The sequence below is a fragment of the Dyella sp. C9 genome, assembly GCF_003332825.1.
Classification (GTDB): Bacteria; Pseudomonadota; Gammaproteobacteria; order Xanthomonadales; family Rhodanobacteraceae; genus Dyella.
Map to the genome: position 1 here is coordinate 60,608 of NZ_QIRF01000001.1, position 25,311 is coordinate 85,918.

Here is a 25,311-nt window from a genome sequence, read left to right on the forward strand (position 1 = left end):
GCTCAGGCCACCGGGTCGCGTTGAAGGCGGGCCGCGCGCTGTCGCAGGCGTCGCTGGAACAGCCAGATGCGCACCGACTGGATCACGAACGCCGCGATGGCGGTGGGCAGGGCCCACAGTGCGATGGACAGCGGCGTGAGGTCGATGCCGTGCTGTGCGTAGAAGCCCTGGATGAGCAGCACGGCACCCAGCGCGATGAACACATCCTCGCCGAAGAAACGGCCGATGTTGTCCGTGGCGGCGGCCACGGCGCGCAATTCATCGCGGTCGCGGGCATCGAGCGTGGGCAGGATCTTCTCCGCGGCCGCCTCGCTCATCGGCGCCAGCAGGGGGCGCACCGTCTGCGGTGCGCCGGCCACGCCGGTGAGCCCCAGCATGGCCAATAGCTCGCGCACCAGCAGGTAGCCGATAAGCAGGCGCGCAAGCGTCATGCCGCGCAGCCGGGTCATCCAGCGCTGCGCGTGCTCGCGCAGGCCGGCGTGCTCCAGCAGGCCGATGGCTGGCAGGGTCAGCACGAACAGCAACAGCATGCGCGCCGAAACGAAACTCTTGCCGAGCAGCGCAAGCAGGGCGGGTACGGGTAGATGGGCCAGCAGTCCGCTGACCAGTGCCGCGCACACCACCACCGGAACCGCATTGAAGCGAAGCGCGAAGCCGGCCACGATCACCGCGACGCCGAGCAGTGGCCAGTAGTTCATGCGTTGGCACCCGGCGCCGCAATGGTGATGCCGGCGGCTTCCAGCGCGGCATGCAGGTTACGCGCGAACGCCACCGCGTGCGCGCCATCGCCATGCACGCACAAGGTGTCGGCCTGCAGTTCCACGATGTTGCCATCCACCGCGCGTACCCGGCCTTCGCGCGCCATCGCCATGGCCTGCGCGATGGCCTCGTCGCTTTCGGTGATCAGCGCGCCGGGCTCCTTGCGCGGTTGCAACGAACCGTCGGCGCGATAGCCTCGGTCGGCGAACGCCTCGGACGCCACCTGCAGGCCGGCGTTGCGGCCGGCGTCGACGAGTTCGGAGCCGGCCAGGCCAAACAGCCACAGCGAGGCGTCGAAATCGCGCACGGCCTCGGCGATGGACTGTGCGAGCCTGGCATCGCGCGCGGCCATGTTGTACAGCGCGCCATGCGGCTTGACGTGGTGCAGGCGCGTGCCCGCTGCATGCGCGAAGGCGTGCAGGGCACCGATCTGGTACAGCGTCATCGCATAAGCCTCGGCCGGCGTCACCGCCATCTCGCGCCGCCCGAAGCCCTGCAGGTCGGGCAGCGAGACGTGGGCGCCGATGGCCACGCCATGCTGTACGGCCAACGCCACGGTACGCCGCATGATGTCGGGGTCGCCGGCGTGGAAGCCGCAGGCGATGTTGGCCGAGCTGACGACGGCGAGCAGCGCCGCATCGTCGCCCATGTGCCACGCCCCGAACGATTCGCCCAGGTCGCAGTTGATGTCGATGGTCTTGGTGGCTAGGGAGGGCATGCGGATTCCAGTCGTAATGCAATGCGTTGAAGCAGTCGCTGCAGTCGCTGCTGGCGTTGCGCCAGCCGTGCCGACGCCTCTTCCAGCGTGGTCTCGCGGAAGCATACGGCATCGCCGGGGCGGCGCTGGGCCAGCCGTGGCAGGTCCACTGCCGACAGCTGGCCGATGCGCGGATAGCCCCCGGTAACCGGCGCCTCGGCCTGCAGCAGGATCGGTTGGCCCGACGGTGGCAACTGCAGCGTGCCGGGCAGGGTGGCTTCGGATATCAGTTCCAGCGGCGCACGCAGGTTGAGGCGTTGACCGTCCAGCCGGGTGGCCGTGCGGTTGCTGTCCTTGCCGAGCCTGAAGCCTGCGCCGAACAGCGCGCGCTGCGAGGCGTCGTCCAACTGGTCGAAGTGATGGCCACGCAGCAGCGCCAGTGGTTCCTGGCCGAAATCGAACCAGGGTTGCGGGTCCAGTCCCCACGACAGCGGTGTCGCTTTCGCATGGCAACGCAGGCCGTGCCACGGCGCGTGTTCGCCCACGCTCAATGCGTCGCCGGCCTGCAGTGCGCGGCCGCCCAACGGTCCCAGCCGGGCATGCAGGTCGATGCTGCGGCTGCCCAGTACCGGTTCCGCCGAAAAGCCGCCGCGCACGGCGAGATAGCCGCGGCAGCCGCGCGCCATGCCGCCGAGCCGCAGCACGCTGCCAGCGGGCAGCAGGCAGCAGGTCCAGCCGGGCAGCGATCGCTCGCCCACGCGTGCATCCACCGGCGCACCGGTAAAGGCGATCGTCGTCAGCTGGTCGAATTGCAGTGTCGGGCCGACCAGGGTGAACTCCAGCGCCGCCTCGTCACCGCGGTTGCCGACCAACGCGTTGGCCAGTTGCCACGCGGGCGTGTCCATGGCGCCCGCGCGGCCGATGCCCAGGGCGGCGTAACCGCTGCGTCCGCCATCCTGCAGGCTGCTGAGCAGGCCGGGCTTGAGCACGTGCACGCTCATCGGGCTGCATCCGTGGCTTGCGACAGCTGTCGGTACTGCACGGCGTCGATCGGCTGGAAGCGCACGTGGTCGCCGGGACGCAGCAAGGCCGGTGCGCGGGCCCGCAGATCGAACACGGCCCATGGCGTGCGACCGATCAGGTGCCAGCCGCCAGGCAGCTCCTGCGGGTAGATGCCGGTCTGTCGGCCGCCGATGGCGACGCTGCCCGCCGGCACGCGCAGCCGTGGATCGGCGCGACGTGGCATGGCGAGCGTCTCATCCAGGCCCAGCAGATAAGGGAAGCCGGGCGCGAAGCCGAGCATGGCCACCTGATAGCGCGCCGCCGCATGACGCTCGATGACCTGCGCCACCTCGAGGCCGGCATGGCGGGCCACGGCCTCGATATCCGGGCCGTGCTCGCCGCCGTAGCAGACGGGAATGACGATCTCCCGTGGCGGTACGGGCGACTCCTCCGCTGATTGCAGCGCCGCCAATACCGCCTCGCGCACCCGTTCCAGCGCAGCTTGGCCGTCGGCACCCTGCCACGAGAGCGGGTCAAAACGCAGCAACAGGCTGGCGTATGCCGGCACGCACTCGGTAGCGATCAAGGTGCGCAGGCGCGCCGCGGCGGCATGCACGCGGGCGTTGAGCACGGCGTCCATGGCGTCACCGAAGCGCAGCAGCAGCGCGTCTTCCGCCAGTGGCTCGATGGTGGGCCCAGGCCACGGCGACGTCACGCGGTGTCACCGCGGACGCGAAGCGGAAAGCAAAAGCGAGGGTACAGCGGTGACATCGGGCCCTGAGCCGTGGTGAACTGCCCACATCATCCACAGGATGGCCGCGCGATGCATGCAGCACCTGCACAACGGGCGCTGCGCGCAGGGTTCGCAGGAGCTTGCGGCCGGCTCGGGGGTACATCGAAATGGACGGAGACGCCGCCCCATGAAGTTCAACTGGCGAATCGTGCTGGCCGGAGTGGCCCGGCTGGTGCTGGGCGTGGTGCTGGCGGTGACCGTGGCCGGCTTCGCCTTCATGGTGCTGATCAAGCTGCTGCTTGGCGTGCACCTGCACGCGCTCGAGTAAAGCGCGCCCTGCCTTGGCGGCAGGGCGCGGCCGGGTTACTTGCGGATGAATTCCAGCAGGTCGGCGTTGATGGTTTCGTGCTCGGTGGTCAGCGCGCCATGCGGAAAACCCGGGTAGATCTTGAGCGTGGCGTTCTTGAGGATCTCGGCCGACTTCACCCCGGCGTCCTTGTACGGGACCACCTGATCGTCATCGCCATGCATCACCAGGGCAGGCTTGTCGATCTTCTTGAGGTCGTCGGTGAAATCCGTTTCCGAGAACGCCTTGATGCAGTCGTAGTGCGCCTTGGAGCCCCCCATCATGCCCTGGCGCCACCAGTTCCAGATGGTACCTTGGGAGACCTTCGCGCCCGGCCGGTTGAATCCGTAGAAGGGCCCGGTGGGAATGTCGAGGTAGAACTGCGCGCGATTGGCCAGCAGGGCCTGGCGGAAGCCGTCGAAGACCTCGATCGGGGTGCCTTCCGGGTTGCTCTTGGATTTGACCATCACCGGCGGCACCGAGCTGATCAGCACAATCTTCGCGGTGCGCTTCAGGCCGTGCCTGGCCACGTAGTGGGCGACTTCGCCGCCACCGGTGGAATGGCCGACGTGAATGGCGTCGTGCAGGTCCAGCGCTTCGGTGAGTGCGGCGAGGTCGGCGGCGTAATGCTCCATGTCGTTGCCGCTTTCGGTCTGTGTGGAACGCCCGTGTCCCCTGCGGTCGTGGGCGATGACCCGGTAGCCGTGCGCGAGAAAGAAATTCATCTGCGCGTCCCAGTCATCGGCCGAAAGCGGCCAACCATGACTGAACACGATGGGCTGGCCCTTGCCCCAGTCCTTGTAAAAGATTTCGACACCGTCTTTGGTCTTGATGTAGTTGCTTCCCATGGGCGTACCTGCGCTGGTTGGGTGGAGACGAGGTGCATCCCGGACGCTCGCGGCGAGCGCAGGGTGCGCGGGAGAGCTGGTGAGCGTTGGGCGCAGCGGTTCACACGTGCCACCGGGCGCGTACTGCAAGCCGGCCGGTGAAGGGCGTAGCCGGAGCCTGGTCACGATGTTTCGGGGGTGGCCGCGATGGGTGACCTGTTGCCCGCTGCCACCCTTGGACAGGAGCCGATCTGCGTCGCGCAACCATCCTCTTCCGCGGGTGAAATGAGCGTCAACCGGGTGGTACCTGTTCCCTTCACCTTGCCGCACGCGAGAGAATTCGCCGGCGGCAATTCGTGCTGCGGTCAACGAGGGCGCGACTGAACGCGCCTGCAAGTGGAGGTTGGGTGGAAGGCAAGACGTTGGAATCGACCGCGCGGGGCTCGCGGCTCTCGATGCATCCGGGTTGGATGGTATTCCAGGCGCTGCTCGGCTTTGGCCTGGCGACGACAGGCATGGCCGCGCCGGTGGTTCGTGCAGACCCCCATGGATTGCGCATGGACTCCTATCGCGTCGAGCGCGATGTGACGCCGGGTCGCAACAAGGTCGTGGGTACATTGACCAATGTGAGCAGGAAGCGCGTGCACACCGCACGCATCAGCTTTCGCCTCTATGACGTGCACTGGCGGGTGATCGGTCGCGCCGTGGCCGAGGTGCATGACATCGATCCGGGCCAGACCTGGAAATTCCACGCGGGGGCACGCGGCAATGTCAGTCGCGCCCGGCTGATTCGGATCGACACCGAGTAGCGCTGGGCCGGGTGGCGCCACACTTCCGTGACAGCCACCCGGAGTAGCGCCTCGCTTGGCGGCCATCCCCGTCATCTGCCGGCCTCGATAGGCCGGCTTGCCCGCTCACTCCACTGCATGACGATCGTTGTCTTCACGCATGCGGAACGATCATGGCATGGCGAGGCTGGCCGCCTGTTCGATCAGTGTCGCCACCTCGCGGGGATGCGATTCGTACACTGAGTGGCTGGCGCCCTGGATCTCGATGGTATGGCTGTGCGCACGCTTCGCGTACATGCGTTCGAGGTCGGGGTTGATGATGCGGTCGGCGGTCGCTACCGCGTACCAGCTGGGCTTGTCCCTCCAGGCGGGATGGCCGGCCGGGGAGGTGAATACGGAGGCTGCCGTCAGCTCCTGTGCATTCGCCTCGAACGTGGCCTGCGGCGGCGGGAGGTCGGCTGCGAAATCGGCGGGATATTTCGAAGGATCCAGATACAGGAACCCGTCCGCTGTCTTCTTGATGTCGGCCGTCTGGCTGGTGGCGCTGGGGTAGCGCTTGCCATTGGCCACTTCGGTTTCGCCCTCGTCGAGCGCGTGTGCCGCGATGTAGACCAAGCCCACCACCTTGGGGTCGTTGCCGACATCGGTGATCAGCGCGCCACCGTAACTATGGCCGACGAGCAGGGTGGGCCCATCCTGCATGTCGACGATGCGCTTGACCGCGGTGGTGTCGTCCTGGAATGAAGTCAGTGGATGCTCGGCAATGGCGACGTGGTAGCCATCCTTCCCCAGGATGTCGTACACGGGCTTCCAGCCATTGCCGTTCACCCAGGCACCGTGCACCAGCACGATGTTGTTGACCCTGCCTGTGGCCTGCGCCGAGGTGACGCCGGTCACGCCGAGCGCCAGCGCCGATGCCAGTAAAGCGTGTTTCAACAGTGTGATCTTCATGGTTCCTTGTCCTTGGGTGGGGATGGCCTTGGAGGTGGGGCGGAGATGGCAGGCGCGCTACATCGTTGCCTGCGCAGCCATGACCGCGGCCCGACGCGGATACTTCGCCTGGCTGCCGGCGAGGGTTACCTCCGGCGCATGCCTTCTGCGATCGGCCCGGAAACCGTTCAGCCGGCCCAGTGGGAGCAGCGGATCACCTTGCAGAAATTGCCGGGGACGAAGTGCGGCTCCTTGTCGGCGATCACGTCGGCTTTCACATTGCCAAAGGTCGTTTCGGGCTTGTGGCGAATGCCATCGTAGAACGCCTGGATGATGTCTTCCTTGAAGTGGGGCGTTCGCGGATACAGGCCGGCCACGGCGTTGCGCGTGGCATCGTCGTATTGGTCATAGCTGAGTCCAAGTACATCCATCTCGACGCCCGCCGTCACCAGCGCCACCACCGGGTGCATGTATTGCGGAATGCCCGGAGTGGTATGTAGCGCAATGGCCGTCCATACCGTGTCGATATCGGCCGGTGCGATGCCGCGGGCTCGCAGGAATGCGGCGGCCGCATTGGCACCGTCCACTTCGAAGCGGTCGTGCGGGCTGCTATGCGTTGGCATCAGCCCCACGTCGTGGAACATCGCGCCGGCGTACAGCAGCTCGGCATCGAACGACAGGCGGCGTTGCCTGCCCGCCAACGCACCAAACCAGTACACCCGGCTGGAGTGGTTGAACAGCAGCTCGGTTTCCGTGTCGCGCACGAACTGGGTGACTTCACGGGCGAGCTGGCTGTCGGGAATCTGGATGCCTTCGATGGTGCGTGTCATGGCGAGATACCTGGCGGAGGTTGGGGTGCAGCCATGCTAGGATTCGCCGTCGTCCGTCTTCAATTTGAATAATGTTCAAATTAAAGACATATCGAGCCGTTTGCAGACGCCGCGAGGTGAACCATGCCAAAGCCGCGCATCATGGCCATCGTGGCTGTTCCGGGAGTGCAGCTGCTGGATGTGGCCGGGCCACTGGACGTGTTTGCCGAGGCCAACGCGCAGCTTGGCGGGCAGTTCTATCAGCCGCGCGTGATCGGCCTCTCCCGCGCGCCGATCCGCAGTTCCTCGGGTGTGCAACTGCTGCCCGACCAGGCCATACACGCCACGCCGGACGAAGCCGAGCCGGTGCATACCTTGCTGGTGGCCGGCGCGCCCCATGTCGCCGAGCAGGATCCACCCAAGGCGCTCACCCGGTGGCTGTTGCAGCAGGCCAGGCGCGCGCGGCGATACGGTTCGATCTGCAGCGGTGCGTTTCTGCTGGCGGAAACCGGTCTGTTGGAAAACCGCCGCGTTACCACGCACTGGGCGGTGGCGCGTGCGCTTGCCGAGCGGTATCCGGGCATACGGGTCGAGGAAGACGCGCTGCATATCGCGGACGGCAAGCTCAGGACGGCCGCCGGCGTAACAGCCGGCCTGGACCTGGCCTTGTCGCTGGTGGAAGAAGACCTTGGGCGCGAACTGGCGATGCGGGTTGCCAGCGAACTGGTGATGTACTTCAGGCGGCCCGGAGGTCAGGCCCCTTTCAGCCGCCAGGGTGAGGCGGCGCCTGCGGGGCGATCGTCTCTGCAGGAGTTGCAGCGCTGGGTATTGGCCAACCTGGCCGAGGACCACGGCGTGGCACGTCTGGCCGAACGCATGCGACTCAGCCCCCGCCACTTTGCGCGCCTGTTTCGCAGCGAGGTGGGCACTACGCCCGCAGACTGGGTGGAGTCGGCGCGGGTCGCGGCCGCACGGCAGTGGCTGGAGCAGGGTGGCCGCGCGCCCAAGCAGGTCGCCGCGCTGTGTGGTTTCACCAACGTGAACCATCTGCGGCGTGCCTTCGTGCAGCACATGGGCGTTACACCGACCGATTATCGAAAGCGGCACGCATCGATGGGATAGCGCGGATAACGACAAGTAGCCGAGTGTTGCGTCCCGGGTGTCCGCACACTCGCGTCTTCGGTCGCGTCACAAGGTCCGGTGCAGGGCCTGCGCATGCGGCTTGCGCGTGTGACGGGCGCAGGATCTTTCGTTCCGTCTATCGGGGTAGAGGAAAAGCCACCGCTGCAGCAGTGATCAGTGGCGTGGGACGGCTTGCGGGCAGGCGCCGGGCTCGGCAGGCTGTGCGCGTCCGTTGCCCGACCAAGGCGGCAACGCCGGTTTGATAACGCCCGCTACGCATCCAATCATCAAGGGGAACCCCATGCAGACACGTATCCAGGGCACGGTGATGCCCGTGCTGGAAGTGCAGCTCGAACCCAACGACAGCGTCTTCGCCGAGAGCGGTGAGCTCTCGTGGATGACCGCCTCGGTACAGATGACTACGCACACCCAGATGGGCGGCGGAGGCGGCTTGTTCGGCGCGTTCAAGCGTGTGGTCAGCGGCGGCAGCCTGTTCATGACCGAGTACCGGGCCGTGGGCGCGCGAGGGGAAGTGGCGTTCGCCACCAAGGTTCCCGGCCACATCGTGCCGGTGTCGGTAAGCCCGGGCAACGAATTCCTGGTGCATCGCCACGGCTTTCTGTGTGCCACGCCGCAGGTCACCATGGGCGTGGGCTTCCAGCAGTCGCTGGGTGCGGGCATCTTCGGCGGCAACGGTTTCGTGTTGCAGCGCGTGGGCGGCACCGGCACGGCATGGCTGGAGCTTTCCGGCGAGCTCATCCGCAAGGACCTGGCACCGGGCGAAACCCTGCGGGTTCATCCGGGGCACGTGGGTGCGTTCCAGTCCTCGGTGAGCTTCCAGATCACCACAGTGCCTGGCATTCGCAACGCCATCTTCGGCGGTGACGGCATTTTCCTTGCGGCGCTCACCGGCCCGGGCACGGTGTGGCTGCAAACGCTGCCCATCGCGCGCCTTGCGCACCAGGTGGCCGAATACCTGCCCAGCAACGAAGGCGGTGGCGCGCGGGCGACCGTTGGCGGGGCGCTGCTTGGCGGCATCATGGGTTCGCTGCTCAGCGGTGACGACAACTGAGCTGCAACGCGACGGGCGGATTGCATGGCCATCATCCACCGCATGGCACACGGCGGGTGATGGAAAGCACTTGCCACTTTCATCCCCTCGAACGCGTGGGTATCCGCCAGGGCTCGACAAGCGGCAGCGAGTTCTGCCGGGCGTCAGAGATGACCATATCGTTGCGATGGGCGATGAGCGATGGGCGAGGAGCGTGGAGGCCAGGCCGGTGAATCGCGCTCGGGGTTCTACCGGCCCAGGCCATTCGCCTGGGCTCTTGGCATGGGGGTAGTCATGCTGCTGCTCTCGAAGGTCTGTCCAAGGAAAGCGCGCGATTAGTCAGGACGATTGGACCGCCCAGATCGCTTCCGACCTCAAACCGCACCCGGGCGAGAAAGGCTGTCATCCAAAAGGGCCCGGACGAAGCAGGGGCCAAGTTCACGGCGCGCGCCTTGCGATGTGCACGATGGCAACGACATCACGATCGGTCTCTGACCGAACCGGCAAAACAGCCCCTGCTTCGGCCAATTTCCGAGCACCTTTGCGCCGCATGGCCTGTCATTAATTCGTCATCAAACCTTTTGATCCTACCCGCAGCAAGGGGGTGGAATGGCGACTTCATCACAAATCACGCCGATAATTCGGAGTTTCGGGCAAGCTGAGATGCAGTGCGCCGCAAACCTCTGTCGACCGGTGCCCACGGTCGCGTCCACGGACACGAATGCAACGGTACGCGACCTGTTCGACCAGCACCGGGAGTTGATCAGTCTGCCGGTGGTCGATGGCACGCGCGTGCGCGGACTCATCAAGCGGCACACGTTCCAGTCCGAGATGGCCAAGCCATTCCGGCAGGAACTGCATGAACACAAGAGCTGCGTCGCCTTCATGGACAGGCAACCGCTAGTCATCGAAGCGGATACGTCGCTTGAGCGTACCGCGAAACTAGTGGCCGACAGCCAGACGAATGCGCTCGCCGACGGATTCCTGGTGGTGCGCGACAACGAATTCCTCGGCATCGGGTTTGGCCTTGACCTCATGGGCAAGGTTGCCGACCTGCAGGAGGCCAAAAATCGTCAGATCATGCAAAGCATCGACTACGCGAGTGTCATTCAGCGCGCCATGCTGCAGACCTCGCAAGAAGTCCTGAAGGCGGAGCTGCCGAATTCGGCCATCGTGTGGCAGCCGCGCGATACGGTTGGCGGCGATTTTTTCCAGTGCGCCAAATTCGACCAGGGCGTCTTCATCGCGATGGGCGACTGCACCGGGCATGGTGTGCCGGGCGCCTTCATGACACTGATCTCGTCGTCATGGCTGGCTCAGGCACTGGAACGCGACGATCCTGCCAACCCCGCGCAGTTGCTTGGCACGCTTAACCACAAGATCAAGCAATCACTCGGACAAATCGGTTCGCGGGCTGTCGGTGAACAATCCGACGATGGGCTGGATGCCCTGTTCATGTGGATCAATCTCAGGGACCGTGTGGTGACCTATGCGGGGGCGCGCATGCCGCTGCATGTGCTTTCGGTCGGTGCGGAGATGGCCTCCACCCACGAAACGGATCGTGTCGGCGTCGGCTACGTCGCCACGCCAATCGACTACCGTTGGACGAACCGCACATTGTCGCTACAGCAGAACGACCTGCTGTACGCGGCTACCGATGGCCTGACCGACCAGATCGGCGGCCCCCGGAACATCAGCTTCGGCAAGCGCCGCCTGCGCCAATTGCTGCACGATTACCGTGAAATGCCTGCGCCAGTACAGGCTGACGCGATCGTCCAGGCGCATGTCGAATACCAAGGGCAACACCGGCGCCGTGACGACGTTTCCCTTATCTGCCTGCGAGTACCCTGAGAACCCACATGAACCATTCCGAATACCGCATATTTTCGGACTTTGTCAAAGAGCGCAGGATCGTCTTCTACTACTACGGCTACTTCTCGCAGACCATCGTTTCGGCCATGGCTGAAACGATCAAGTTGAGCATGAAGCAGGCGGACACCACCGCGTCGGTCAAGCGCAAGCTCTTCTCCTGCTTTGTGGAGATGGCGCAGAACATCATCCACTACTCGTCCGAGGCGCTCACTCCGGTGACGCAGGACGACGCCGAAGTCCGCCAGGGCTCGGTCTGCATCGGCCATGCCGAGGGTCGCTTCTACCTGATGTGTTCCAATCGAGTTGCCGCGAATGACATAAGTCCGTTGCGCGAAAAGCTCGAGCCGCTCAAGTCAATGACGCTGGAAGAGATTAAGCGTGCCTACCAGGATACGTTGCGCGCCGAGCAGCCGGAGGGCAGCAAGGGCGCTGGGCTCGGATTCCTCACGGTCGCACGCGATGCCAGCAAGCCGCTCGAATTCGAGTTCGCGCCCCTCGATGACCACGATGACATGATTTTCTATCTAAAAGTGACTGTCTGACATGAATGATGCAACGATGGAAAATCTTTACCTGCCGGCAACGGCGGACTCGCCCGAGGTTGACTTCCGCTTCGATGCGCACGAACTCACCCTGAAGGGCGAGTCGTATCCGGAGAACGCTGCTGCGTTCTATGGCAGCATCATGAGGCAACTGAACGACTACCTGGCCGGCTGCGACGAAAGCACCACGATCAAGGTCGATATCGCGTTGATCTACTTCAACAGCTCCAGCACAAAAATGCTGTTCGCCTTCTTCGAGGCGCTAAACAGCGCGGCGGAGCGCGGCGTGCATGTTGTTCTGAACTGGCATTACGATCCGGAAGACGACACCATCGGGGATTTCGGTAGTGAGTTGCGTGACGATTTCAGCGCGCTTGAATTCCGTGACCTGCCAACTGCCAGTTGATGGGTGAGCACGATCTCTTTGAAGCCGAGGAATTGGCGCTGCGTGCCGCTACGGACACGCATGCGCTGGATTCGCTCGATGCTCGGAGCTATCGCGACGCGCTGGGTACTCTCATCGCCCAGTTTCGCCGGCTGGTGCGCGAAACAAGGCGTGTCATCATGCATAGCGACCGCCAGGAACGCGAACTCAACATCCTCAACGCCAGGCTGACCCAACTCGCCGCCGAACTCGACTACAAGGCGAGGCATGATTCCTTGACCGGTGCTTTCAACCGGCTGGCTGTCATCGAACTGACCGAGGCGCACCTGCGCAGCGATGGGGTCGCGCTGATCGTACTCGACATCGATCATTTCAAACGCATCAACGATGCGCATGGTCATCCGGCCGGCGATGCGGTGATCGTGGAACTCGTTGCTCGGTTGCGCACCATCGCCCCTGAACCCGTGGAAATCGGCCGTGTCGGCGGCGAAGAATTCACCGTCGTGTTGCCGCGAATGGAGTTGCAAGTCGCCGCCGCCCTGGCCGAGCGTATGCGCGCACAAGTTGCCGCCTCTCCGTTCGACATGCCGGTCGGTCGCATCGTTACGGCAAGCTTCGGGGTCAGCTTCACGCCATCCGGCGGCACGTTTACCGAGGCCTATTGCAGTGCAGACGCTGCGCTGTACGAAGCAAAACGTCGCGGCAGGAATTCCGTGGCTTTTTGAACTAGGCGCCATGCGCCTCCTTCGGAGGCGGGTGACGATGGTGATGACGCGCTCCTTGCTGAATGGAACGTTCCCTGCGCAAAGCCTGAGCGTGGGAATGTGCTGCTCGGACACGGTCGCTGGCAAGGTCCGTTCTCTTCCCGAAGCGGATTGGACGAAAAGGTGGAGGCGATGAGCTGTTTTGCGTGCAACAGGTCTGGCGAGACCCTTCGCGAGCCTTCGATCGAGGAAATGGCCGCATTGCTTGAATCTCTCCGTCTTGCCAGCAATGAGCACCCCGACGTGTCTTTGACCCATGAGTCTGGGTGGTCCATCAGCGCCTTCCGCTCAGGTATCGTTTGGCTTGAAAATGTGGAGACTGGAGACGGTCCGTGGCACATGCGTGGTTTGTCGTTCGACAGCATTTTAGGGCTTTGGGGGAAGCTGGCTGAGGGGCGTATCGAGAGCCTTTGGAGCCTGGCATGGGTGCCCGGATACGGTGGGTGACGCTGCTCGCTTTCGACCTCCAGCGGACAATTCACGATGAAGTGTGGGCCTGTGATGCGACAAAAGGTGCATAACGGCAGGGTGCTGGCGTGCTTTGGATTGGCTCTGTTCGCGATCGCAGGTGAGCCTGTGGCGTGGCAGGCCGCACGGGCGATTGGGCCGCATGCCTCGCGCTGCGAGGACGAGTTTCAGGTCCCATCGCGCGCTGCCCATGCGAATTTGGCCTGAAGGCACTCCACGAATGCTTGGTGTGTTGCTGTCAGAGGACGCTCCTGGCCTGCCTTTGCCCCACTTCGGAACCCTTTGGGCGGGCCCTTTCCGAATCGCACGGTTGGGACGTTCCAGGGGATAACCTCCGGGCAGCGGCGCTGCTAACGTGGTCGGAATCGATGAATGGCACTGGAGCCGTTTGGATGCGTGCACCCTTCCGTAAACTGATTTGGCTGATGCCTGCAGCCTATGCGGTGCATATCTGCGATGAGTGGTTCAGTGGATTTCCACGCTACGTCGTGGACCACATGCACGGCTCGCCAATGCCGCCCGCGTTGTTCTTCACCAACAACGCCGCGTTCATGGCGATACTGCTGAGCCTTTGCACGTGGGCCAGCCGTAGCCAGTCGCGCCTGTCGGCGTTCCTGCTCATGGCCTGGGCGAGCGGCAATCTGTTCTGGAACTTTGGCGCGCACCTGTTGTACACCGTGCTCACCGGATACTACTCGCCCGGCCTGATCACGTCGTCGCTCATCTATTATCCGGTGTCCCTCATGGTCGTGGTCGCGGGTGTTCGCGACGGCCGCCAGACGGTGGCGGAAGCCATCGGCTCATTCGCCGTTGGTGGTGTGCTGCTTTTCCTGGTGATCTGGGCCGGCGTGTATCACTTCGCCACCTGAGCGGCCAGGCGACACGGCGCGGCTTTGTACTGATTGAACCCGTGCGTAGCCTTTTCTCGCCATGGCGGGCGAGCCGGGTGGTCGCTGGGCTGCCCGATGCTTATGGAATCGCACATGCACAAGCCGTGACGGTCGGTGATACCCATGCGCAAGAGAGCCGGCCAGTTGCCTGCGCGGCAGGGCGATGGGGGTCTTGGCGGCAAAAAGCGAGTAAGGTCGCAGGCTCTGGGCAAGGGATGTGCGTTTGCGGGATGACGCAAGCGGTATGGCCCGAAGCCAGCTGTTCACAGCCAATGGAGCACGTGCATGTACACGAAGACTCTCTATGCAGGCTGGGGTGACATGGACTTCAACTCCCACATGCGCAATACGGCTTACCTGGACAAGACGGCGGACGTGCGGCAGATGTTCCTGATGGAGCATGGGTTTCCGATGGAGGAATTCATGCGCCTGAGGATAGGGCCGGTGGTCATGAAGGATGAAGTCGAATACTTCAAGGAGGTCGGTCTGCAACAGCAGATCACGGTGACGTACGCGCTCGCCGGCCACTCCGACGACGGAAGCCGGTTCCTGTTGCGACACGAGATATTCCGGCCGGACGGCAAGCTCAGCGCGCGGGTGACAAGCGCGGGTGGATGGCTGGATCTCAACGAGCGCAGGCTCGTGGCACCACCGCAGGAACTCATGGCGGCGATGGAGTCGCTGGAAAGAACCCAAGACTTCGTCGTGCTTCCTTCAAGCATCAAGGCGCACGGCTGATTTTTCGCAGGTCGCGTGTAATTGAAATCCCCGTGCACGGCCGCCCGGGTGCCCGTGACGTGTGCCGACGACGGTCAACGTCTCCGGGCGAACACCACGTTGGCCTAGGCGCGGATGAATTCATCTAGAGTGGTTCGCAGGCGCAGGGTGCAGTTTCATGCCGCTACCCGGCGGAACCCGTCGAGAGGCTACTTCACCTCCTGGAAGTCACCGGGCTTCCAGGTGCCGTCGAACGCAGCCTGTTCGGGACCGTAGACACGGAAGTACGCAAACCAGCCTTTGCCCGGTATGGTCTTGATCCATTGCGCTTCGTGGCCCTTGGGCGCGGTGGGGCCGAAGTAGAGATCGGCGCTGCCACTGGTGGCCGATGCGCTTCCCTTCAACTCGAACAGCGAGCGCAGTGCGGCCTTGCCCTGGTCAGTGAGTATCTGGCTGCGAGTTTCGCTGTCGTAGACCGTCACCGACCAGAACAGTTTGTCGGGCACGGGCAGCGGTACGCTCAGCTTGTAGGTCTTGCCGCCGTCCAGGTAGGCGCCGCCGGCATCGCGCAGGCCCAGCCAGTAGACCGAGCCCGCACCGGCGCCGCGGCGGAACATGGCAGGCGAGGCGCCGATGGCCTGGTAGAACCACAGTTCGCGCGCTTCCAGGTCGGTGTACGAAGGCGCATCGAAATTGCCGTTGTCGGAAATCAGGCCGACCCATTCCCATTGCCGGTCGGGCCACACGATGCGATCGGGCCGTCGGTCGGCAAACGATTGCACGCGCATCTGCGCATTGGCGGTTTTCGCCGCCTCGGTGAGGATGCGCGTCATGCGGGCGTCGGGATGAAACGGCTTACCCTTGACGATGCCCAGCGCGGCCAGTTCGCCATAGAAATTGCGATAGCCTTCGAATACCGGCTCGCGATCGATCACCTTGGCGAGCACCTCCCAATACTTCATGTTGTCTTCCCACTTCAAGGGCGTGGTGTCCTGCGGCTTCGGCGTCAGGTCGGCCCAGGTGGGATCGGTCCAGCCCGGCGGCGGATTGAGCGGATGCACCTTGACCGTCTTGATGCGTTGGATCGCGGCGGGCACATCACCACCCACCGGCAGCGAGCGCACGCCTACCAGCAGATAGTTCGATGAGGAATGCCACACGTGGTACCCGTCCGGCACGGTGTCCTTGTATCCGGGCGGCAGCAGCAGGTGCTTTCCGCCCCTGCCGGCGTCGGGGCCGGGAAGACCCATGTCGGCTACCCATCGCTGGTTGACGTCCATGGCCACGACGATCAGCGGGCCGGCCGGGATTTCCACCACCATCGGTCCCTGGCTCAGGTCGAGCAGCACGGGTGCATACGGTGTGTCCGAGTTGAGCGTGTAACCGATGTGCTTGGGCTTGGTATCGAGCGTGCCAAAGGCTTTGTTGACCTTCAGGCCGATCTGCAGGTTGCCCTCGAAGATCGCCTCACCCGACACGGTGGGATAGAAGAATTTGTACGCCTCGATGGCGCGATTGAGATCCGCCGCATCATAGGCCTTCTGGATGGTCTGCGGGTCCGGGTAGCCGCCCTTGAAGTTGTACTCCTGCGCGACGGCGGGCACTGCCATCGCCAGGAGCAGGCACGCTGAGATTGCGAGCTTGATGCGGGTATTCATGGCGGCTGCCCTGGGTGGGATGCGCCCATGGCAGCACATCGCCGTAGGTTTCTCGTCGGAACAATTACGGCCGTGCGATCAGTAAAACTACTTAATGCCCGAACAAGCTCGGCTCCCTAGTTGGCTACGGGCGATGTCGTTGCCGTATCGCGGTGCGCGCCCCCGCAATTCGCCGCTCAAAGCTGCCGGCTTTCCGCACGGGAAAAATGGAAGTAGGCGGCGACGGTCACGGTGTTGATGACTACGGCGATGATGTTCCAGCGCATGATGGGGGCCGAACCGATCAGGTGCCCGTAGTACACCCATACCACCTGGAAGCACGCCAGCACGGCCGCCATCCTGGGGTTCATGCCGGTGCTCGAGCGGCGCTTGAGCATGGTCAGGAGGTCGGGGACGGCGGCCACGGTGGTGCCGAATCCGGCGATGAATCCAACGGCATGCGTGAAATCCATGACGGTTCCTTCGAGGGTCTGTGCGCAAGGGCAGGAAAAGCGGCCCTGTTGCGATCTGGAGGCAAGGCCACGATGGTGGGCATCGTTGCATCGCAGGGATCACTGGGATGCATATGCCTTGATGCATATGTCGTGCAAACCGCCGCGAGGGGCATGACGCGGCATTCAAGCGAAAAAACATATTGTTGACGATATTTAGCCTCTGCCTTATGCGTCGTGGAGGCATGTTCACTCCATCGCGGGCGTCGGCATTCCGGAGGCATGTATCCGGGGCCGGCGTTGTCTGGTCTCGAAAGTCCGACGCGCGAGGGAAGGAGGGGTGTCATGCGTGGCTATGTATTCGCCTTGATCGGGTTCGGGGTGTGCGTCGCTGCGGGGTGCCAGGGCCGTGTTCCCACGGCGAGGGTCGCGCAAGCCGAGCTCCCGGTGTCGCAACAGTCTCTGCCCAAGGAGATTCTGGCGCAGCAACGGTTGCATCGTCGGGCAAGTGCCAAGGTCGTCGCCCACACGGTCTGGTGGCGACAGATGTGATCGACGGCCCAGGGTACGTCCGTCATCGACCATCTCCGGAACCGGCTCCGCACGGGTGCGGGAGCCGCGGCTTGTTGCGCCCAGCCCGCCTCGGTCGCCTGCTTGACCAGGTCGAGATGGCACGGAGCCCTTGTCGCGTGTTCTCATCGGCGCAGGGCCCGCAGGCAGCAGGGACGGAAGGCATGAGCATTGGCGACCATCCATCGGAACACATCGATCAGCTAATCGCCGGGATCGACGACTGGCGCGGCGAGATGCTGGCGGCCTTGCGCAAGACCATCCTCGAAACGGATCCTGCCATCGTGGAGGAATGGAAGTGGAAGGGCAGCCCGGTGTGGTCGTGCGACGGCATGCTCGCCGTGGGCAACGCGCACAAGGCCAAGGTAAAGCTCACTTTTGCCCATGGCGCGAAGCTTGTCGATCCGCAACGACTCTTCAATGCCGGGCTCGGCGGCAGCGCCTGGCGTGCCATCGATTTCCTGGAAGGCGACACTATCGATCAGCGCGCGTTGAAGGAGCTCATTCGCGCCGCCATCGCTTACAACCATTCCCGCGGGCAGAGCAGCGCAGCGAAAAAGTCTGCGTCAGGGCGTGCGCCGGCCAAGCGTACGCCGGGCAAGCGCCGGGAAACCTGAGTCAGCCACGCCGGGTGGCTCTGCACAGCCCGGAGGCTGTGCGCAGGATCACTCGCGCGGGGTGCGCGCCCGGCTCTTGCTGCGTTTGCGCGGCGGCGCGGCTGGGGCCGTCTCCCTCGGTACGAAGGACTCGCCGCCTAGTTGATCCAGCGACGACAGGTTGTCGATGTACGACAGGAAGTACTGCAGGTAGCCGGGCGACAGTTCGCGCATCAAGGCGATGGAGCGGTGTACCAGGGCGCTGGAGTTGAGCGGTCCGGCATTGGTGGGCGCCTGTTGGAGCGACTGGCGCAGCTGGCTGGCGCCGCGCAAGCGGGTCCAGCGATGGCGGAACTCGTCGAGCAGGGCCAATTCCGGATAGGGCGTGGACGATACGCCGGTGCCGCTGTCACGTTCGGGGATGCCATCGGCCAGCGCGCCCAGCGCACCGCGTCTCGATCGGACTTCAGACACGGTGCCCACCACCGCAGCGTCCCGGCGGGCAAGGTCGTGGGCATAGGCGTCGAGCAGGGTCTGCAGCCGATGCGCGAGCCGTTGCCGGGCTTCGCCGTGGTGGTGGCCGGCGCGGCGTAGCAGTGCTTCGATCAGCAGGAAGCGCAGCGGATCCATGCGGTCGGCCTGTCGCGCCCGCCACGCATCGAGTGTCGCCTGGACCGCGCTGCCGTGGTCAGTCATGGCTGGCCGCGGATGTGGTGGACGACTTCGGCACCGGGGCGATTTCCACGCGGCGATTGCGTGCGCGTCCCTCTTCGCTGGTGTTGGAGCCCACCGGTTGTTCCGAGCCGAACGCCGCAGCGAACACGGAGGAGGCAGGCACGCCATCGGCGATCAGGGCCCGGGTCACGGTGAGCGCGCGCTCGGCCGACAGCTCCCAGTTGTCGGTGAACTGGTGATTGCCATCGCGGACCTGCTGGTCATCGGTAAAGCCGCTCACCATCAGGATCTCGTCGCGGGAACGCAGATACTCGGCTAGCGGACCGGCCAGGCTGTTGAGCAGGTCGCGACCTTCCGGCTGCAGCTGGTCCGAGTTGAGCGCGAACAGCACGTTGCCGCGGATACCGATGCGCCCGTCGACCAGGGTCACGCGGCCGGCGGCCAACGGTGCGGCCAGTGCCTTTTCCAACGACACGCGACGCTGCGCCTCGGCCTGTCGTTGCTTCATTTCCGCATCCAGCCGGTTCGACAGTTGCAGCTGCACGGCGATCACGCCGACCAGGATGAGCACGAACGCGCCGAGCAAAACCGACATCAGATCGCCGAAGGCAGCCCAGATCGGTGCCGTCGATTCGGACTCCAGCTCGTACTCGTCGGTCATGCCGTTTCAGCCCCGGCGGCCGCCTGCTGGCGCGCCGCCAGCTGCAGTTCCTCGATGATCTGCTTCTGCGAGAGCATGCTCAGGTCGATGACCTCGCGGGCCTGCGCCACGTAGTAGGCCAGCTGTTCGTCGCTGCGAACCTGCGATCTGTCGAGTGCCGCGGCGATGTCCTGCAGGCGTTCGACCATGGCCTCGTTGGACTTGCCGAACAGATCCACGGCGCCACCGAAGGCCTCGCCAAGGCTGGCCACCTCGACCGCGCTGCCGGTGAGCTGCGCGGCGACCGTGGTGAGCTTGCCGGTTTCGGCCTCGATGTGGTCGGTGAAGCGGGTGCTCACGCGGTCGAGCAGGTCGGCGGACGTGCCTACCAGGGCGTCGACGGCCGCGCGCTGCTCGGTGGATGCGTGATTGACGGCATCGAGCAGGGTTTCCAGCGTCGCCAGCAGGCGGCTGCGTTCCTCCAGCATGGCGGTATCGCGCACCATGCTGTCAGAGAGCTTCTGGCGCAGTTCGGCAACCACTTCGGCCGCCACCTTGGGCGCTTCCGAAGCGGCCTGCACCAGCCGCGAGATTTCCGCGATGGTTTCGCCAGCATGTGCCTGCGCCTGTGCGGAGATCTCGGCGGCGGTCTTCGACAGCGTGTCGCAGATGGCCTGCTGGCTGCTGGCGGCCTGGAGCGCCACCTCGGTCCACTGTTTGCCGGCTGCCGCGCTCATCGCGCCGAAACTATCGGCCCAGGCCTTCAGGCGCGCCTCGTCGCGTGCTTCCAGCGTGGCCTGCAGGTCCGCATGCGACTGCTGCACGACGCCGACCAACGACGCCGCACGCTCGTTGAAACGGGCGGTGACTTCGTCCAGCGCCTGCTGGTTGCGGCTGGACAGCTCCGCGTTGATGGCCTGCTGTCGCGACAGCGCGTCGTTCCAGGCTTGCGTGGTCGCTGCGCCGGAGGCATCGAGGCGTACGGAGACATCCTGCAGGAGGGCCGCCGAGCGCTCGCCGAAGGTATCGCTGAACTGCGCTAGGCTGCCGCGCAGATCGCCGGTCAGGGCTTCATGGGTGCGGCGCGTTTCAGCCAGGGCCTCGTTCCAGAGCTTTGCCACGGACGCGGTGCCGCTCTCGAAACCTGCCGTCACGCCTTCAAGCTGCTGTTTCACCGCGAGCGTGAGCCCCTCGTGCGTGCGCTGGCTTGCGGCGAGTGCGGCGTTCCAGATCCGGGCGACCGCGGTGGTCGTGCCTTCGAAGCCCGCTGTCACGTCCTCGAGCTGCTGCTTCACCGCGAGGGTGAGTCCCTCGTGCGAACGCCGGCTTTCGGCGAGTGCGTCGTTCCAGATCTTCGCCACCGACGCGGTGCTGCTTTCGAAGCCGGTGGCCACGCTGTCCAGCTGCTGTTGCATGGCGTGGATGAGCGATGCGTGACCGCGCTGGTTCTCGGCGAGTGCCTCGCTCCAGATTTTCGCGACACTGGCGCTGTTGCGTTCGAAGCCGGCAGCGAGCCCTTCAAGTTGTTGCTGCACGGCGAGGTTGACGCTGTCGCGCAGTTGGCCGCTTTCGCGTGCAAGGCCGGCCATGGTCGCCTCCACCACCGGCTGAAGGGCAGCGCTGGCGGCGCGTGCGCCCTCGGCCACGTTGTCCTTCAGCGAAGCCTCCACCGAGGACGCGAGGCGCGTGTATACGGCCTCGGTGCGGGTATGGAAGGCATCCTGGCTGGCCAGCTGCCGCTCGTTTGCGGCCTGGTTCTGCTGCTCGACGGCGGCGATCATCGCCTGCAGGCGATCGACCAGCGTAGGCATGGCCAGAGCCTGTTGCTGTACCAGGCGGAACATTTCTTCACGCTGGTGCGCGCGCGAATGCGTGCGCAGGGTCGTGGCGATGCTGCCATCCAACTGCTGCGCGGCCTGCAGCCGTTCTCGACGGCACAGTGCGGACAACAGGCCAAGCATGGCCGAACTGGCCACGCCGGCAATCGAGGTGCCGAAGGCAAAACCCAGGCCCTTGACCGGGGCGGCAAGCGAACCCCGGATGGCCTGCAGGTCGGAGGCGCTTTCCAGGGCGAGGCCCGTGCCGCGCAGCGTGGCCATCATGCCCAGCAGGGTGCCGAGCATGCCCAGCAACACCAGCAGGCCAACCAGGTAAGGGGTCAGCGCCGGTGCCGGCAGGGCCACGCGCTCGCCCTCCACGCGCAGGCGCACCGCGTTGCGCAGGCTCGGGTGCAGGCGTTGCAGCCAGGCATCCAGGTTGTCCGGTGCGGAGGACAGGCCGGCGAGGGCATGCTGCAGCGTGGACGTGGCCTGGCGGAAGCGGAGCAACTCGAGCCCGCCCGCGAGGTAGCCGGCGCCAATCAGTGTCGCAACGACGGCGCCCAGCGGATTGGAACCGATATAGCCCACGGCGATGCAGCACACCGCGGCGAGACCGGCGAGGAACACAGCGAGATTGAGAAGATTTCTGAGCATGACTTACCAGTTAGCGAGTGCGAAGCGCTGCAAGCAGGCCTTCGACCGGTTGAAAACGAACATCCAGTTCGGCGAGCAACACGCTTTGCATGTCCTTGCGAAACACCTCCAGCCACGCAGCGGTGGCCGGCATGGCCTGCGGGTCTGCGGCCTCGCCGGGCAGCACCTGTGCGGCCGCGTCGCGCAGGCGATCGAAATGCTTGCCCAGCAGGCCGGGCACCGAGGCCAGCAGGGTCTGCTCGCGCGGGCTGAGGGCCCGCTCCATGACGGCATCCACCTCGGCGAGCCTTGCCATGTCGCGTGACGAGGCGGCGAGCAGGTCGCGCAAGCGGCCCCGCAGGTTGCCGGTGGCCGCCTGCATGGAGCGCTGCATGGCGAGATAGCGTTGGCGAAACGGCGCGTAGTCGATGGCTTCCGGACTCGTCAGGTCCGCAGCCGGTTCCGCGTCGCGCGGGCCGACGATGGACTGGGCCAGCGCAGCGCGCACGCGGGCGCACTCATCTTCTTCGGCGCTGCCGAAAGCCGGCGTCTCGGCTGAGGCCGGGCGGCCGTCCAACGCCGTGGACAGGGCAATGGCATGGGTCCAGTCGAGCCACTGGCTCAACCGGTCCGACAGGGTTTGCCTGGATGGGGCCACCTCGACGTCCGCCAGGCGTGCCAGCAGGCGCACGAACGTCGGGCCATGGACAGTCGTCCTGGGAGGTGCTTGCACCATGCTGGTTCTGGCCAAAAATTAACCATTTTACACGCTATCGGGTTGCAGCTGCTGCCCCGGGACAGGGGCGGATTCGTGCGGCCGGCGCGCTGGTGACGAGACGGAACTGCGCTGCCGCGCGGTGCGCCGGGCTTGCGCCCGCTTTTCACGCGGCTGGCGTGAAGATCGCTTCACCTTTTTTTCATCGGATCTTCCTGATTCGTAGAGGCAAATCAGGGCCGTTGAGGTCACGGCGGATGGATCGCGATGGGGCGTGTGGAGCGGGTGTGTAGCAGTGCCGTGGGGCAAATGTCCGTGGTCGAGGGGTGCCAACCGGATCACCGCCCACGGGAGCTGGCGGAAAGAGGGGCCGGTGAAGGGGACGCTCGACGCCGGGGCAGATGTCGCAATGGTCGAACGCGTGGCAGGCGCGGCAGCACGCAGTGACGGTTTGCCGAGGCATGTTCGCGAAACGCTGAGTCCGCGGGAGCTAGTGTCCGCCCGCGGGGTCCTACCAATTGCCCAAGGCGTATTGCAATGCGGTCATCCCCTTTCGCTTGTCTCGGTGTGCTCCTGTCGGGGTGGTTGCTGTGGTCGAGTCTGGCTTGCGCTGCGGAGACAGGGGCCGCCACCAAGCCGGCGTTGCCGGCGCATGCTTCGACCGCGGCGGAGCCGGCGTCGGCGTCCAGTGCCGGGACGCCAGCGCCGCCGGCGAGCGCACCCGGCCGTGTGCGCGTGCTCAACCTCAGCCAGCTGGGCGTGTACGGGCCGATGAAGTTGCGGGGCCTGGATCCGACTGGCGTGATGAGCGTCGATATCCGCAACGACGAGGTGGTGACCGCGGCCAGGCTGACGCTCAACTACAGCTATTCGCCCGCGCTGATCTACCAGCTTTCGCACCTGAAGGTGTATCTCAACGGCGAGCTGGTGGCCACGCTGCCGATGAGCAAGGACGAGGCCGACCAGCGCGTCACCCGCGAGATCGACCTCGATCCGCGCCTGTTCACCGACTTCAATCGCATCAGCGTGCAGATGATCGCGCACTACACGCTCGACCATTGCGAGGACCCGTACCACTCCTCGTTGTGGACCGACATCAGCCAGGACTCCTCGCTGACCCTGACCACCTCGGACGTCGCCCTCGCCAACAATCTCGCGCTGCTGCCCAACCCGTTCTTCGACCGCCACGACAAGCGCCCGGTGGTGGTGCCGTTCGTGCTGCCGGTCCACGCCGACGCGCAGGTGATGCGCGCGGCGGGCGTGGTGGCGTCATGGCTGGGTTCGCTCGCGGCATGGCGTGGCGAGCGCTTCCCCGTGCTGAATGCACCGCCTGCCGACCAGCATGCGATCGCGTTCGCCTTGCCGAACGCGCAACCCGAAGGCGTGCACCTGCCCGAGATCAAGGGTCCCACCGTGTTGGTGATGGCCAACCCGGCCAGTCCGCCGGAGTCGGGCCGCAAGCTGCTGGTGGTGGCCGGGCGTGACGCCAAGGAGCTGCAGCTGGCGGCGAATGCATTGGCGCTTGGGCAGGCGGGCATGTCGGGCGATTCGGCGATCGTGCACGAGGTCGACCTGGGGGCGGAGCGCAAGCCCTACGACGCGCCGAACTGGGTGCCCACCGATCGCGTGGTTCCATTCAAGGAGCTGGTTACCGATCCGCAGCAGCTCGAGGTCACCGGCTTCAATCCGCCAACCATCCGCATCGACATGATGGTCCCGCCGGACCTGTTTGCATGGGCGCACTACACCGTGCCGATGGATGTGCGCTATCGCTATACCGCGCCGTCCAGCTACAACGACTCGGTGCTCAACGTGGGCATCAATGACCAGTTGCTGCGATCCGACCGCCTCAAGCCGCTCAACAAGACCGGTGACGAGACGCATCTCAACGTGCCGTTGCTCAGCTCCACCGACGTACCCTCCAACGAAAAGGTGCCGCTGCCAGGGTTGCGCGTGGCGGGCAACAACCAGCTGCAATTCCAGTTCCATATCGATTCGCAGAAGACGGGCTTGTGCGTCTCCGCCGCCACCGACAGCGCGCGTGCCTCGATCGATCCGGAGTCCACCATCGATTTCAGCGATTTCGTGCACTACGCGGCGATGCCGAACCTGACGTTCTTCGCGCGCAGCGGCTTCCCGTTCAGCCGCATGGCGGACCTGGCCGATACGGCACTGGTGATCCCCGACCAGCCTGATGCGCATGAGGCGGAAGCCGCACTGACCCTGCTGGGGCGGCTGGGCGGCTGGAGCGGCCTGCCTGCGCTGCGTGTCGCCGTGGTGCCGGTGAGCGCCGTGGACAGCGTGGGCGATCGCGACCTTCTGGTGATCGGCACCGGCACGGGCAACGACCTGCTGGCGAAGTGGGGCAAGTCACTGCCGATGCTGATCCAGCGCAGCCAGACCGACCTGACCCTGCGCGACCAGCACAGCGAAGGTTGGGGCTGGGGTGATCGCCTGGGAGGCGACCAGGCGCAGTCCGTGCCGGTGGGACGCGCCGTGCTCAGTTCCAACGGCCCCATCGCGGCCTTCATCGGTTTCGAATCGCCGCTGCGCGGCGGCCGCAGCGTGGTGGCGCTGAGCGGCACCTCATCGGCGCAATTGGACAGCCTGCTCGATGTGCTCGAGGACAACGGCAAGGTACCCTACGTGCGCGGTGACCTCACCGTGGTGCGCGACAAGCTGGTCACCGGCCTGCGCCTGGGAGACACGTATTACGTCGGGCATCTGCCGTGGTACGCGTGGATCTGGGTACGTATTTCACGCTATCCGGTGCTGATGGCGCTGGCTGGCATCCTGGCGGGACTGTTCGTCGCGCTGACCGTGTTCTGGGCGCTGAGCCGGCTTGCCTCACGACGCATCGAAGGCTGAGCC

Annotated in this window: 25 protein-coding genes; 12 read left to right on the forward strand and 13 right to left on the reverse strand. The window is 65.1% G+C overall.

Annotation, left to right across the window (positions count from 1 at the left end; genetic code table 11):
• Window positions 1-2: 2 nt before the first annotated feature.
• From DVU99_RS00315 to pxpB, 4 genes are read right to left on the reverse strand one after another with little or no spacing between them, the layout of a single operon-like run.
• Window positions 3-698, reverse strand: a complete 696-nt coding sequence (locus DVU99_RS00315; protein WP_114238213.1) for a DUF969 domain-containing protein — start codon at window positions 696-698, stop codon at window positions 3-5.
• Complete coding sequence (locus DVU99_RS00320) at window positions 695-1,477, reverse strand: LamB/YcsF family protein (protein ID WP_114238214.1); 783 nt, start codon at window positions 1,475-1,477, stop codon at window positions 695-697. Before DVU99_RS00320 ends, DVU99_RS00315 begins: the two co-directional genes overlap by 4 nt.
• Window positions 1,465-2,457, reverse strand: a complete 993-nt coding sequence (locus tag DVU99_RS00325; RefSeq protein ID WP_114238215.1) for a biotin-dependent carboxyltransferase family protein — start codon at window positions 2,455-2,457, stop codon at window positions 1,465-1,467. The genes DVU99_RS00320 and DVU99_RS00325 overlap by 13 nt, the downstream gene beginning before the upstream one ends.
• Window positions 2,454-3,173: a 5-oxoprolinase subunit PxpB gene (gene pxpB / locus DVU99_RS00330; protein WP_114238216.1), complete on the reverse strand. Its 720-nt coding sequence runs from the start codon at window positions 3,171-3,173 to the stop codon at window positions 2,454-2,456. Before pxpB ends, DVU99_RS00325 begins: the two co-directional genes overlap by 4 nt.
• A 205-nt stretch (window positions 3,174-3,378) precedes the next feature.
• Between pxpB and DVU99_RS19625 the strand changes: the two genes are divergently transcribed.
• Window positions 3,379-3,519, forward strand: a complete 141-nt coding sequence (locus DVU99_RS19625; protein WP_157971308.1) for a hypothetical protein — start codon at window positions 3,379-3,381, stop codon at window positions 3,517-3,519.
• 35 nt (window positions 3,520-3,554) lie between these two features.
• Here the strand turns inward: DVU99_RS19625 and DVU99_RS00335 are convergent, their stop codons facing one another.
• Window positions 3,555-4,385: an alpha/beta fold hydrolase gene (locus DVU99_RS00335; RefSeq protein WP_114238217.1), complete on the reverse strand. Its 831-nt coding sequence runs from the start codon at window positions 4,383-4,385 to the stop codon at window positions 3,555-3,557.
• 386 nt (window positions 4,386-4,771) lie between these two features.
• Between DVU99_RS00335 and DVU99_RS00340 the strand changes: the two genes are divergently transcribed.
• On the forward strand, window positions 4,772-5,173 hold the full coding sequence (locus DVU99_RS00340) for an FxLYD domain-containing protein (protein WP_114238218.1): 402 nt from the start codon (window positions 4,772-4,774) through the stop codon (window positions 5,171-5,173).
• A gap of 150 nt (window positions 5,174-5,323) precedes the next feature.
• Here the strand turns inward: DVU99_RS00340 and DVU99_RS00345 are convergent, their stop codons facing one another.
• Entirely contained in the window at window positions 5,324-6,103 is a 780-nt protein-coding gene (locus tag DVU99_RS00345; protein WP_114238219.1) for an alpha/beta hydrolase, read from the reverse strand.
• 167 nt (window positions 6,104-6,270) lie between these two features.
• Window positions 6,271-6,912 (reverse strand): HD domain-containing protein, encoded by a 642-nt coding sequence (locus DVU99_RS00350; RefSeq protein WP_114238220.1) that lies wholly within the window; start codon window positions 6,910-6,912, stop codon window positions 6,271-6,273.
• A gap of 123 nt (window positions 6,913-7,035) precedes the next feature.
• Between DVU99_RS00350 and DVU99_RS00355 the strand changes: the two genes are divergently transcribed.
• From DVU99_RS00355 to DVU99_RS00395, 8 genes are all read left to right on the forward strand, one after another.
• Window positions 7,036-8,013: a GlxA family transcriptional regulator gene (locus tag DVU99_RS00355; protein ID WP_114238221.1), complete on the forward strand. Its 978-nt coding sequence runs from the start codon at window positions 7,036-7,038 to the stop codon at window positions 8,011-8,013.
• A 301-nt stretch (window positions 8,014-8,314) separates the two neighbouring features.
• Window positions 8,315-9,085, forward strand: coding sequence for a TIGR00266 family protein (locus tag DVU99_RS00360; RefSeq protein ID WP_114238222.1), 771 nt, complete (start codon window positions 8,315-8,317; stop codon window positions 9,083-9,085).
• 588 nt (window positions 9,086-9,673) lie between these two features.
• Window positions 9,674-10,915: a PP2C family protein-serine/threonine phosphatase gene (locus DVU99_RS00365; protein ID WP_114238223.1), complete on the forward strand. Its 1,242-nt coding sequence runs from the start codon at window positions 9,674-9,676 to the stop codon at window positions 10,913-10,915.
• 8 nt (window positions 10,916-10,923) lie between these two features.
• A complete protein-coding gene (locus DVU99_RS00370; RefSeq protein ID WP_114238224.1) occupies window positions 10,924-11,478 on the forward strand; it encodes a SiaB family protein kinase in 555 nt (184 codons plus the stop codon).
• Between the two features lies 1 nt (window position 11,479).
• On the forward strand, window positions 11,480-11,884 hold the full coding sequence (locus tag DVU99_RS00375) for a DUF1987 domain-containing protein (protein ID WP_198670136.1): 405 nt from the start codon (window positions 11,480-11,482) through the stop codon (window positions 11,882-11,884).
• On the forward strand, window positions 11,884-12,588 hold the full coding sequence (locus DVU99_RS00380) for a GGDEF domain-containing protein (protein WP_114238225.1): 705 nt from the start codon (window positions 11,884-11,886) through the stop codon (window positions 12,586-12,588). The genes DVU99_RS00375 and DVU99_RS00380 overlap by 1 nt, the downstream gene beginning before the upstream one ends.
• Before the next feature lie 899 nt (window positions 12,589-13,487).
• A complete protein-coding gene (locus tag DVU99_RS00390; protein ID WP_157971309.1) occupies window positions 13,488-13,964 on the forward strand; it encodes an HXXEE domain-containing protein in 477 nt (158 codons plus the stop codon).
• Window positions 13,965-14,270: 306 nt separating this feature from the next.
• On the forward strand, window positions 14,271-14,723 hold the full coding sequence (locus tag DVU99_RS00395; protein WP_114238228.1) for a thioesterase family protein: 453 nt from the start codon (window positions 14,271-14,273) through the stop codon (window positions 14,721-14,723).
• Between the two features lie 188 nt (window positions 14,724-14,911).
• Here DVU99_RS00395 and DVU99_RS00400 read toward each other — a convergent pair whose 3' ends face one another.
• Window positions 14,912-16,360: a DUF1254 domain-containing protein gene (locus tag DVU99_RS00400; protein ID WP_114238229.1), complete on the reverse strand. Its 1,449-nt coding sequence runs from the start codon at window positions 16,358-16,360 to the stop codon at window positions 14,912-14,914.
• A gap of 176 nt (window positions 16,361-16,536) precedes the next feature.
• The gene (locus DVU99_RS00405; RefSeq protein ID WP_114238230.1) at window positions 16,537-16,812 is read right to left on the reverse strand and encodes a SemiSWEET family transporter; all 276 of its coding nucleotides are present in this window, start codon (window positions 16,810-16,812) and stop codon (window positions 16,537-16,539) included.
• Between the two features lie 713 nt (window positions 16,813-17,525).
• Here DVU99_RS00405 and DVU99_RS00415 point away from each other — a divergent pair.
• The gene (locus tag DVU99_RS00415) at window positions 17,526-17,978 is read left to right on the forward strand and encodes a DUF1801 domain-containing protein (RefSeq protein ID WP_114238232.1); all 453 of its coding nucleotides are present in this window, start codon (window positions 17,526-17,528) and stop codon (window positions 17,976-17,978) included.
• A gap of 48 nt (window positions 17,979-18,026) precedes the next feature.
• On the opposite strand, the gene DVU99_RS00420 is transcribed toward DVU99_RS00415, so the two are convergent.
• The 4 genes from DVU99_RS00420 to DVU99_RS00435 are packed head-to-tail and all read right to left on the reverse strand — an operon-like array spanning window position 18,027 to window position 22,461.
• Window positions 18,027-18,653, reverse strand: a complete 627-nt coding sequence (locus DVU99_RS00420) for a DUF2894 domain-containing protein (RefSeq protein ID WP_114238233.1) — start codon at window positions 18,651-18,653, stop codon at window positions 18,027-18,029.
• Window positions 18,646-19,293 carry an OmpA family protein gene (locus DVU99_RS00425; RefSeq protein WP_114238234.1) on the reverse strand — a complete coding sequence of 216 codons (648 nt, stop codon included), beginning with the start codon at window positions 19,291-19,293 and terminating at the stop codon, window positions 18,646-18,648. The genes DVU99_RS00420 and DVU99_RS00425 overlap by 8 nt, the downstream gene beginning before the upstream one ends.
• Complete coding sequence (locus DVU99_RS00430; RefSeq protein WP_114238235.1) at window positions 19,290-21,746, reverse strand: DUF802 domain-containing protein; 2,457 nt, start codon at window positions 21,744-21,746, stop codon at window positions 19,290-19,292. Before DVU99_RS00430 ends, DVU99_RS00425 begins: the two co-directional genes overlap by 4 nt.
• Before the next feature lie 10 nt (window positions 21,747-21,756).
• Window positions 21,757-22,461, reverse strand: coding sequence for a DUF3348 domain-containing protein (locus tag DVU99_RS00435; protein WP_114238236.1), 705 nt, complete (start codon window positions 22,459-22,461; stop codon window positions 21,757-21,759).
• A 714-nt stretch (window positions 22,462-23,175) separates the two neighbouring features.
• Between DVU99_RS00435 and bcsB the strand changes: the two genes are divergently transcribed.
• Complete coding sequence (gene bcsB / locus DVU99_RS00440) at window positions 23,176-25,308, forward strand: cellulose biosynthesis cyclic di-GMP-binding regulatory protein BcsB (RefSeq protein WP_232823394.1); 2,133 nt, start codon at window positions 23,176-23,178, stop codon at window positions 25,306-25,308.
• The last annotated feature ends 3 nt before the right edge of the window (window positions 25,309-25,311 follow it).

Bases quoted from the DNA above. Each gene is read 5' to 3' on its own strand.
- DVU99_RS00415 (WP_114238232.1), top strand. From the start codon at position 17,526: ATGAGCATTGGCGACCATCCATCGGAACACATCGATCAGCTAATCGCC.
- DVU99_RS00335 (WP_114238217.1), bottom strand. From the start codon at position 4,385: ATGGGAAGCAACTACATCAAGACCAAAGACGGTGTCGAAATCTTTTAC.
- DVU99_RS00390 (WP_157971309.1), top strand. From the start codon at position 13,488: ATGCGTGCACCCTTCCGTAAACTGATTTGGCTGATGCCTGCAGCCTAT.
- DVU99_RS00365 (WP_114238223.1), top strand. From the start codon at position 9,674: ATGGCGACTTCATCACAAATCACGCCGATAATTCGGAGTTTCGGGCAA.
- DVU99_RS19625 (WP_157971308.1), top strand. From the start codon at position 3,379: ATGAAGTTCAACTGGCGAATCGTGCTGGCCGGAGTGGCCCGGCTGGTG.
- DVU99_RS00380 (WP_114238225.1), top strand. From the start codon at position 11,884: ATGGGTGAGCACGATCTCTTTGAAGCCGAGGAATTGGCGCTGCGTGCC.
- DVU99_RS00405 (WP_114238230.1), bottom strand. From the start codon at position 16,812: ATGGATTTCACGCATGCCGTTGGATTCATCGCCGGATTCGGCACCACC.
- DVU99_RS00395 (WP_114238228.1), top strand. From the start codon at position 14,271: ATGTACACGAAGACTCTCTATGCAGGCTGGGGTGACATGGACTTCAAC.
- DVU99_RS00430 (WP_114238235.1), bottom strand. From the start codon at position 21,746: ATGCTCAGAAATCTTCTCAATCTCGCTGTGTTCCTCGCCGGTCTCGCC.
- DVU99_RS00420 (WP_114238233.1), bottom strand. From the start codon at position 18,653: ATGACTGACCACGGCAGCGCGGTCCAGGCGACACTCGATGCGTGGCGG.
- DVU99_RS00360 (WP_114238222.1), top strand. From the start codon at position 8,315: ATGCAGACACGTATCCAGGGCACGGTGATGCCCGTGCTGGAAGTGCAG.
- DVU99_RS00435 (WP_114238236.1), bottom strand. From the start codon at position 22,461: ATGGTGCAAGCACCTCCCAGGACGACTGTCCATGGCCCGACGTTCGTG.
- DVU99_RS00315 (WP_114238213.1), bottom strand. From the start codon at position 698: ATGAACTACTGGCCACTGCTCGGCGTCGCGGTGATCGTGGCCGGCTTC.
- DVU99_RS00320 (WP_114238214.1), bottom strand. From the start codon at position 1,477: ATGCCCTCCCTAGCCACCAAGACCATCGACATCAACTGCGACCTGGGC.
- DVU99_RS00345 (WP_114238219.1), bottom strand. From the start codon at position 6,103: ATGAAGATCACACTGTTGAAACACGCTTTACTGGCATCGGCGCTGGCG.
- DVU99_RS00375 (WP_198670136.1), top strand. From the start codon at position 11,480: ATGAATGATGCAACGATGGAAAATCTTTACCTGCCGGCAACGGCGGAC.
- DVU99_RS00325 (WP_114238215.1), bottom strand. From the start codon at position 2,457: ATGAGCGTGCACGTGCTCAAGCCCGGCCTGCTCAGCAGCCTGCAGGAT.
- DVU99_RS00355 (WP_114238221.1), top strand. From the start codon at position 7,036: ATGCCAAAGCCGCGCATCATGGCCATCGTGGCTGTTCCGGGAGTGCAG.
- DVU99_RS00370 (WP_114238224.1), top strand. From the start codon at position 10,924: ATGAACCATTCCGAATACCGCATATTTTCGGACTTTGTCAAAGAGCGC.
- DVU99_RS00425 (WP_114238234.1), bottom strand. From the start codon at position 19,293: ATGACCGACGAGTACGAGCTGGAGTCCGAATCGACGGCACCGATCTGG.
- DVU99_RS00400 (WP_114238229.1), bottom strand. From the start codon at position 16,360: ATGAATACCCGCATCAAGCTCGCAATCTCAGCGTGCCTGCTCCTGGCG.
- DVU99_RS00350 (WP_114238220.1), bottom strand. From the start codon at position 6,912: ATGACACGCACCATCGAAGGCATCCAGATTCCCGACAGCCAGCTCGCC.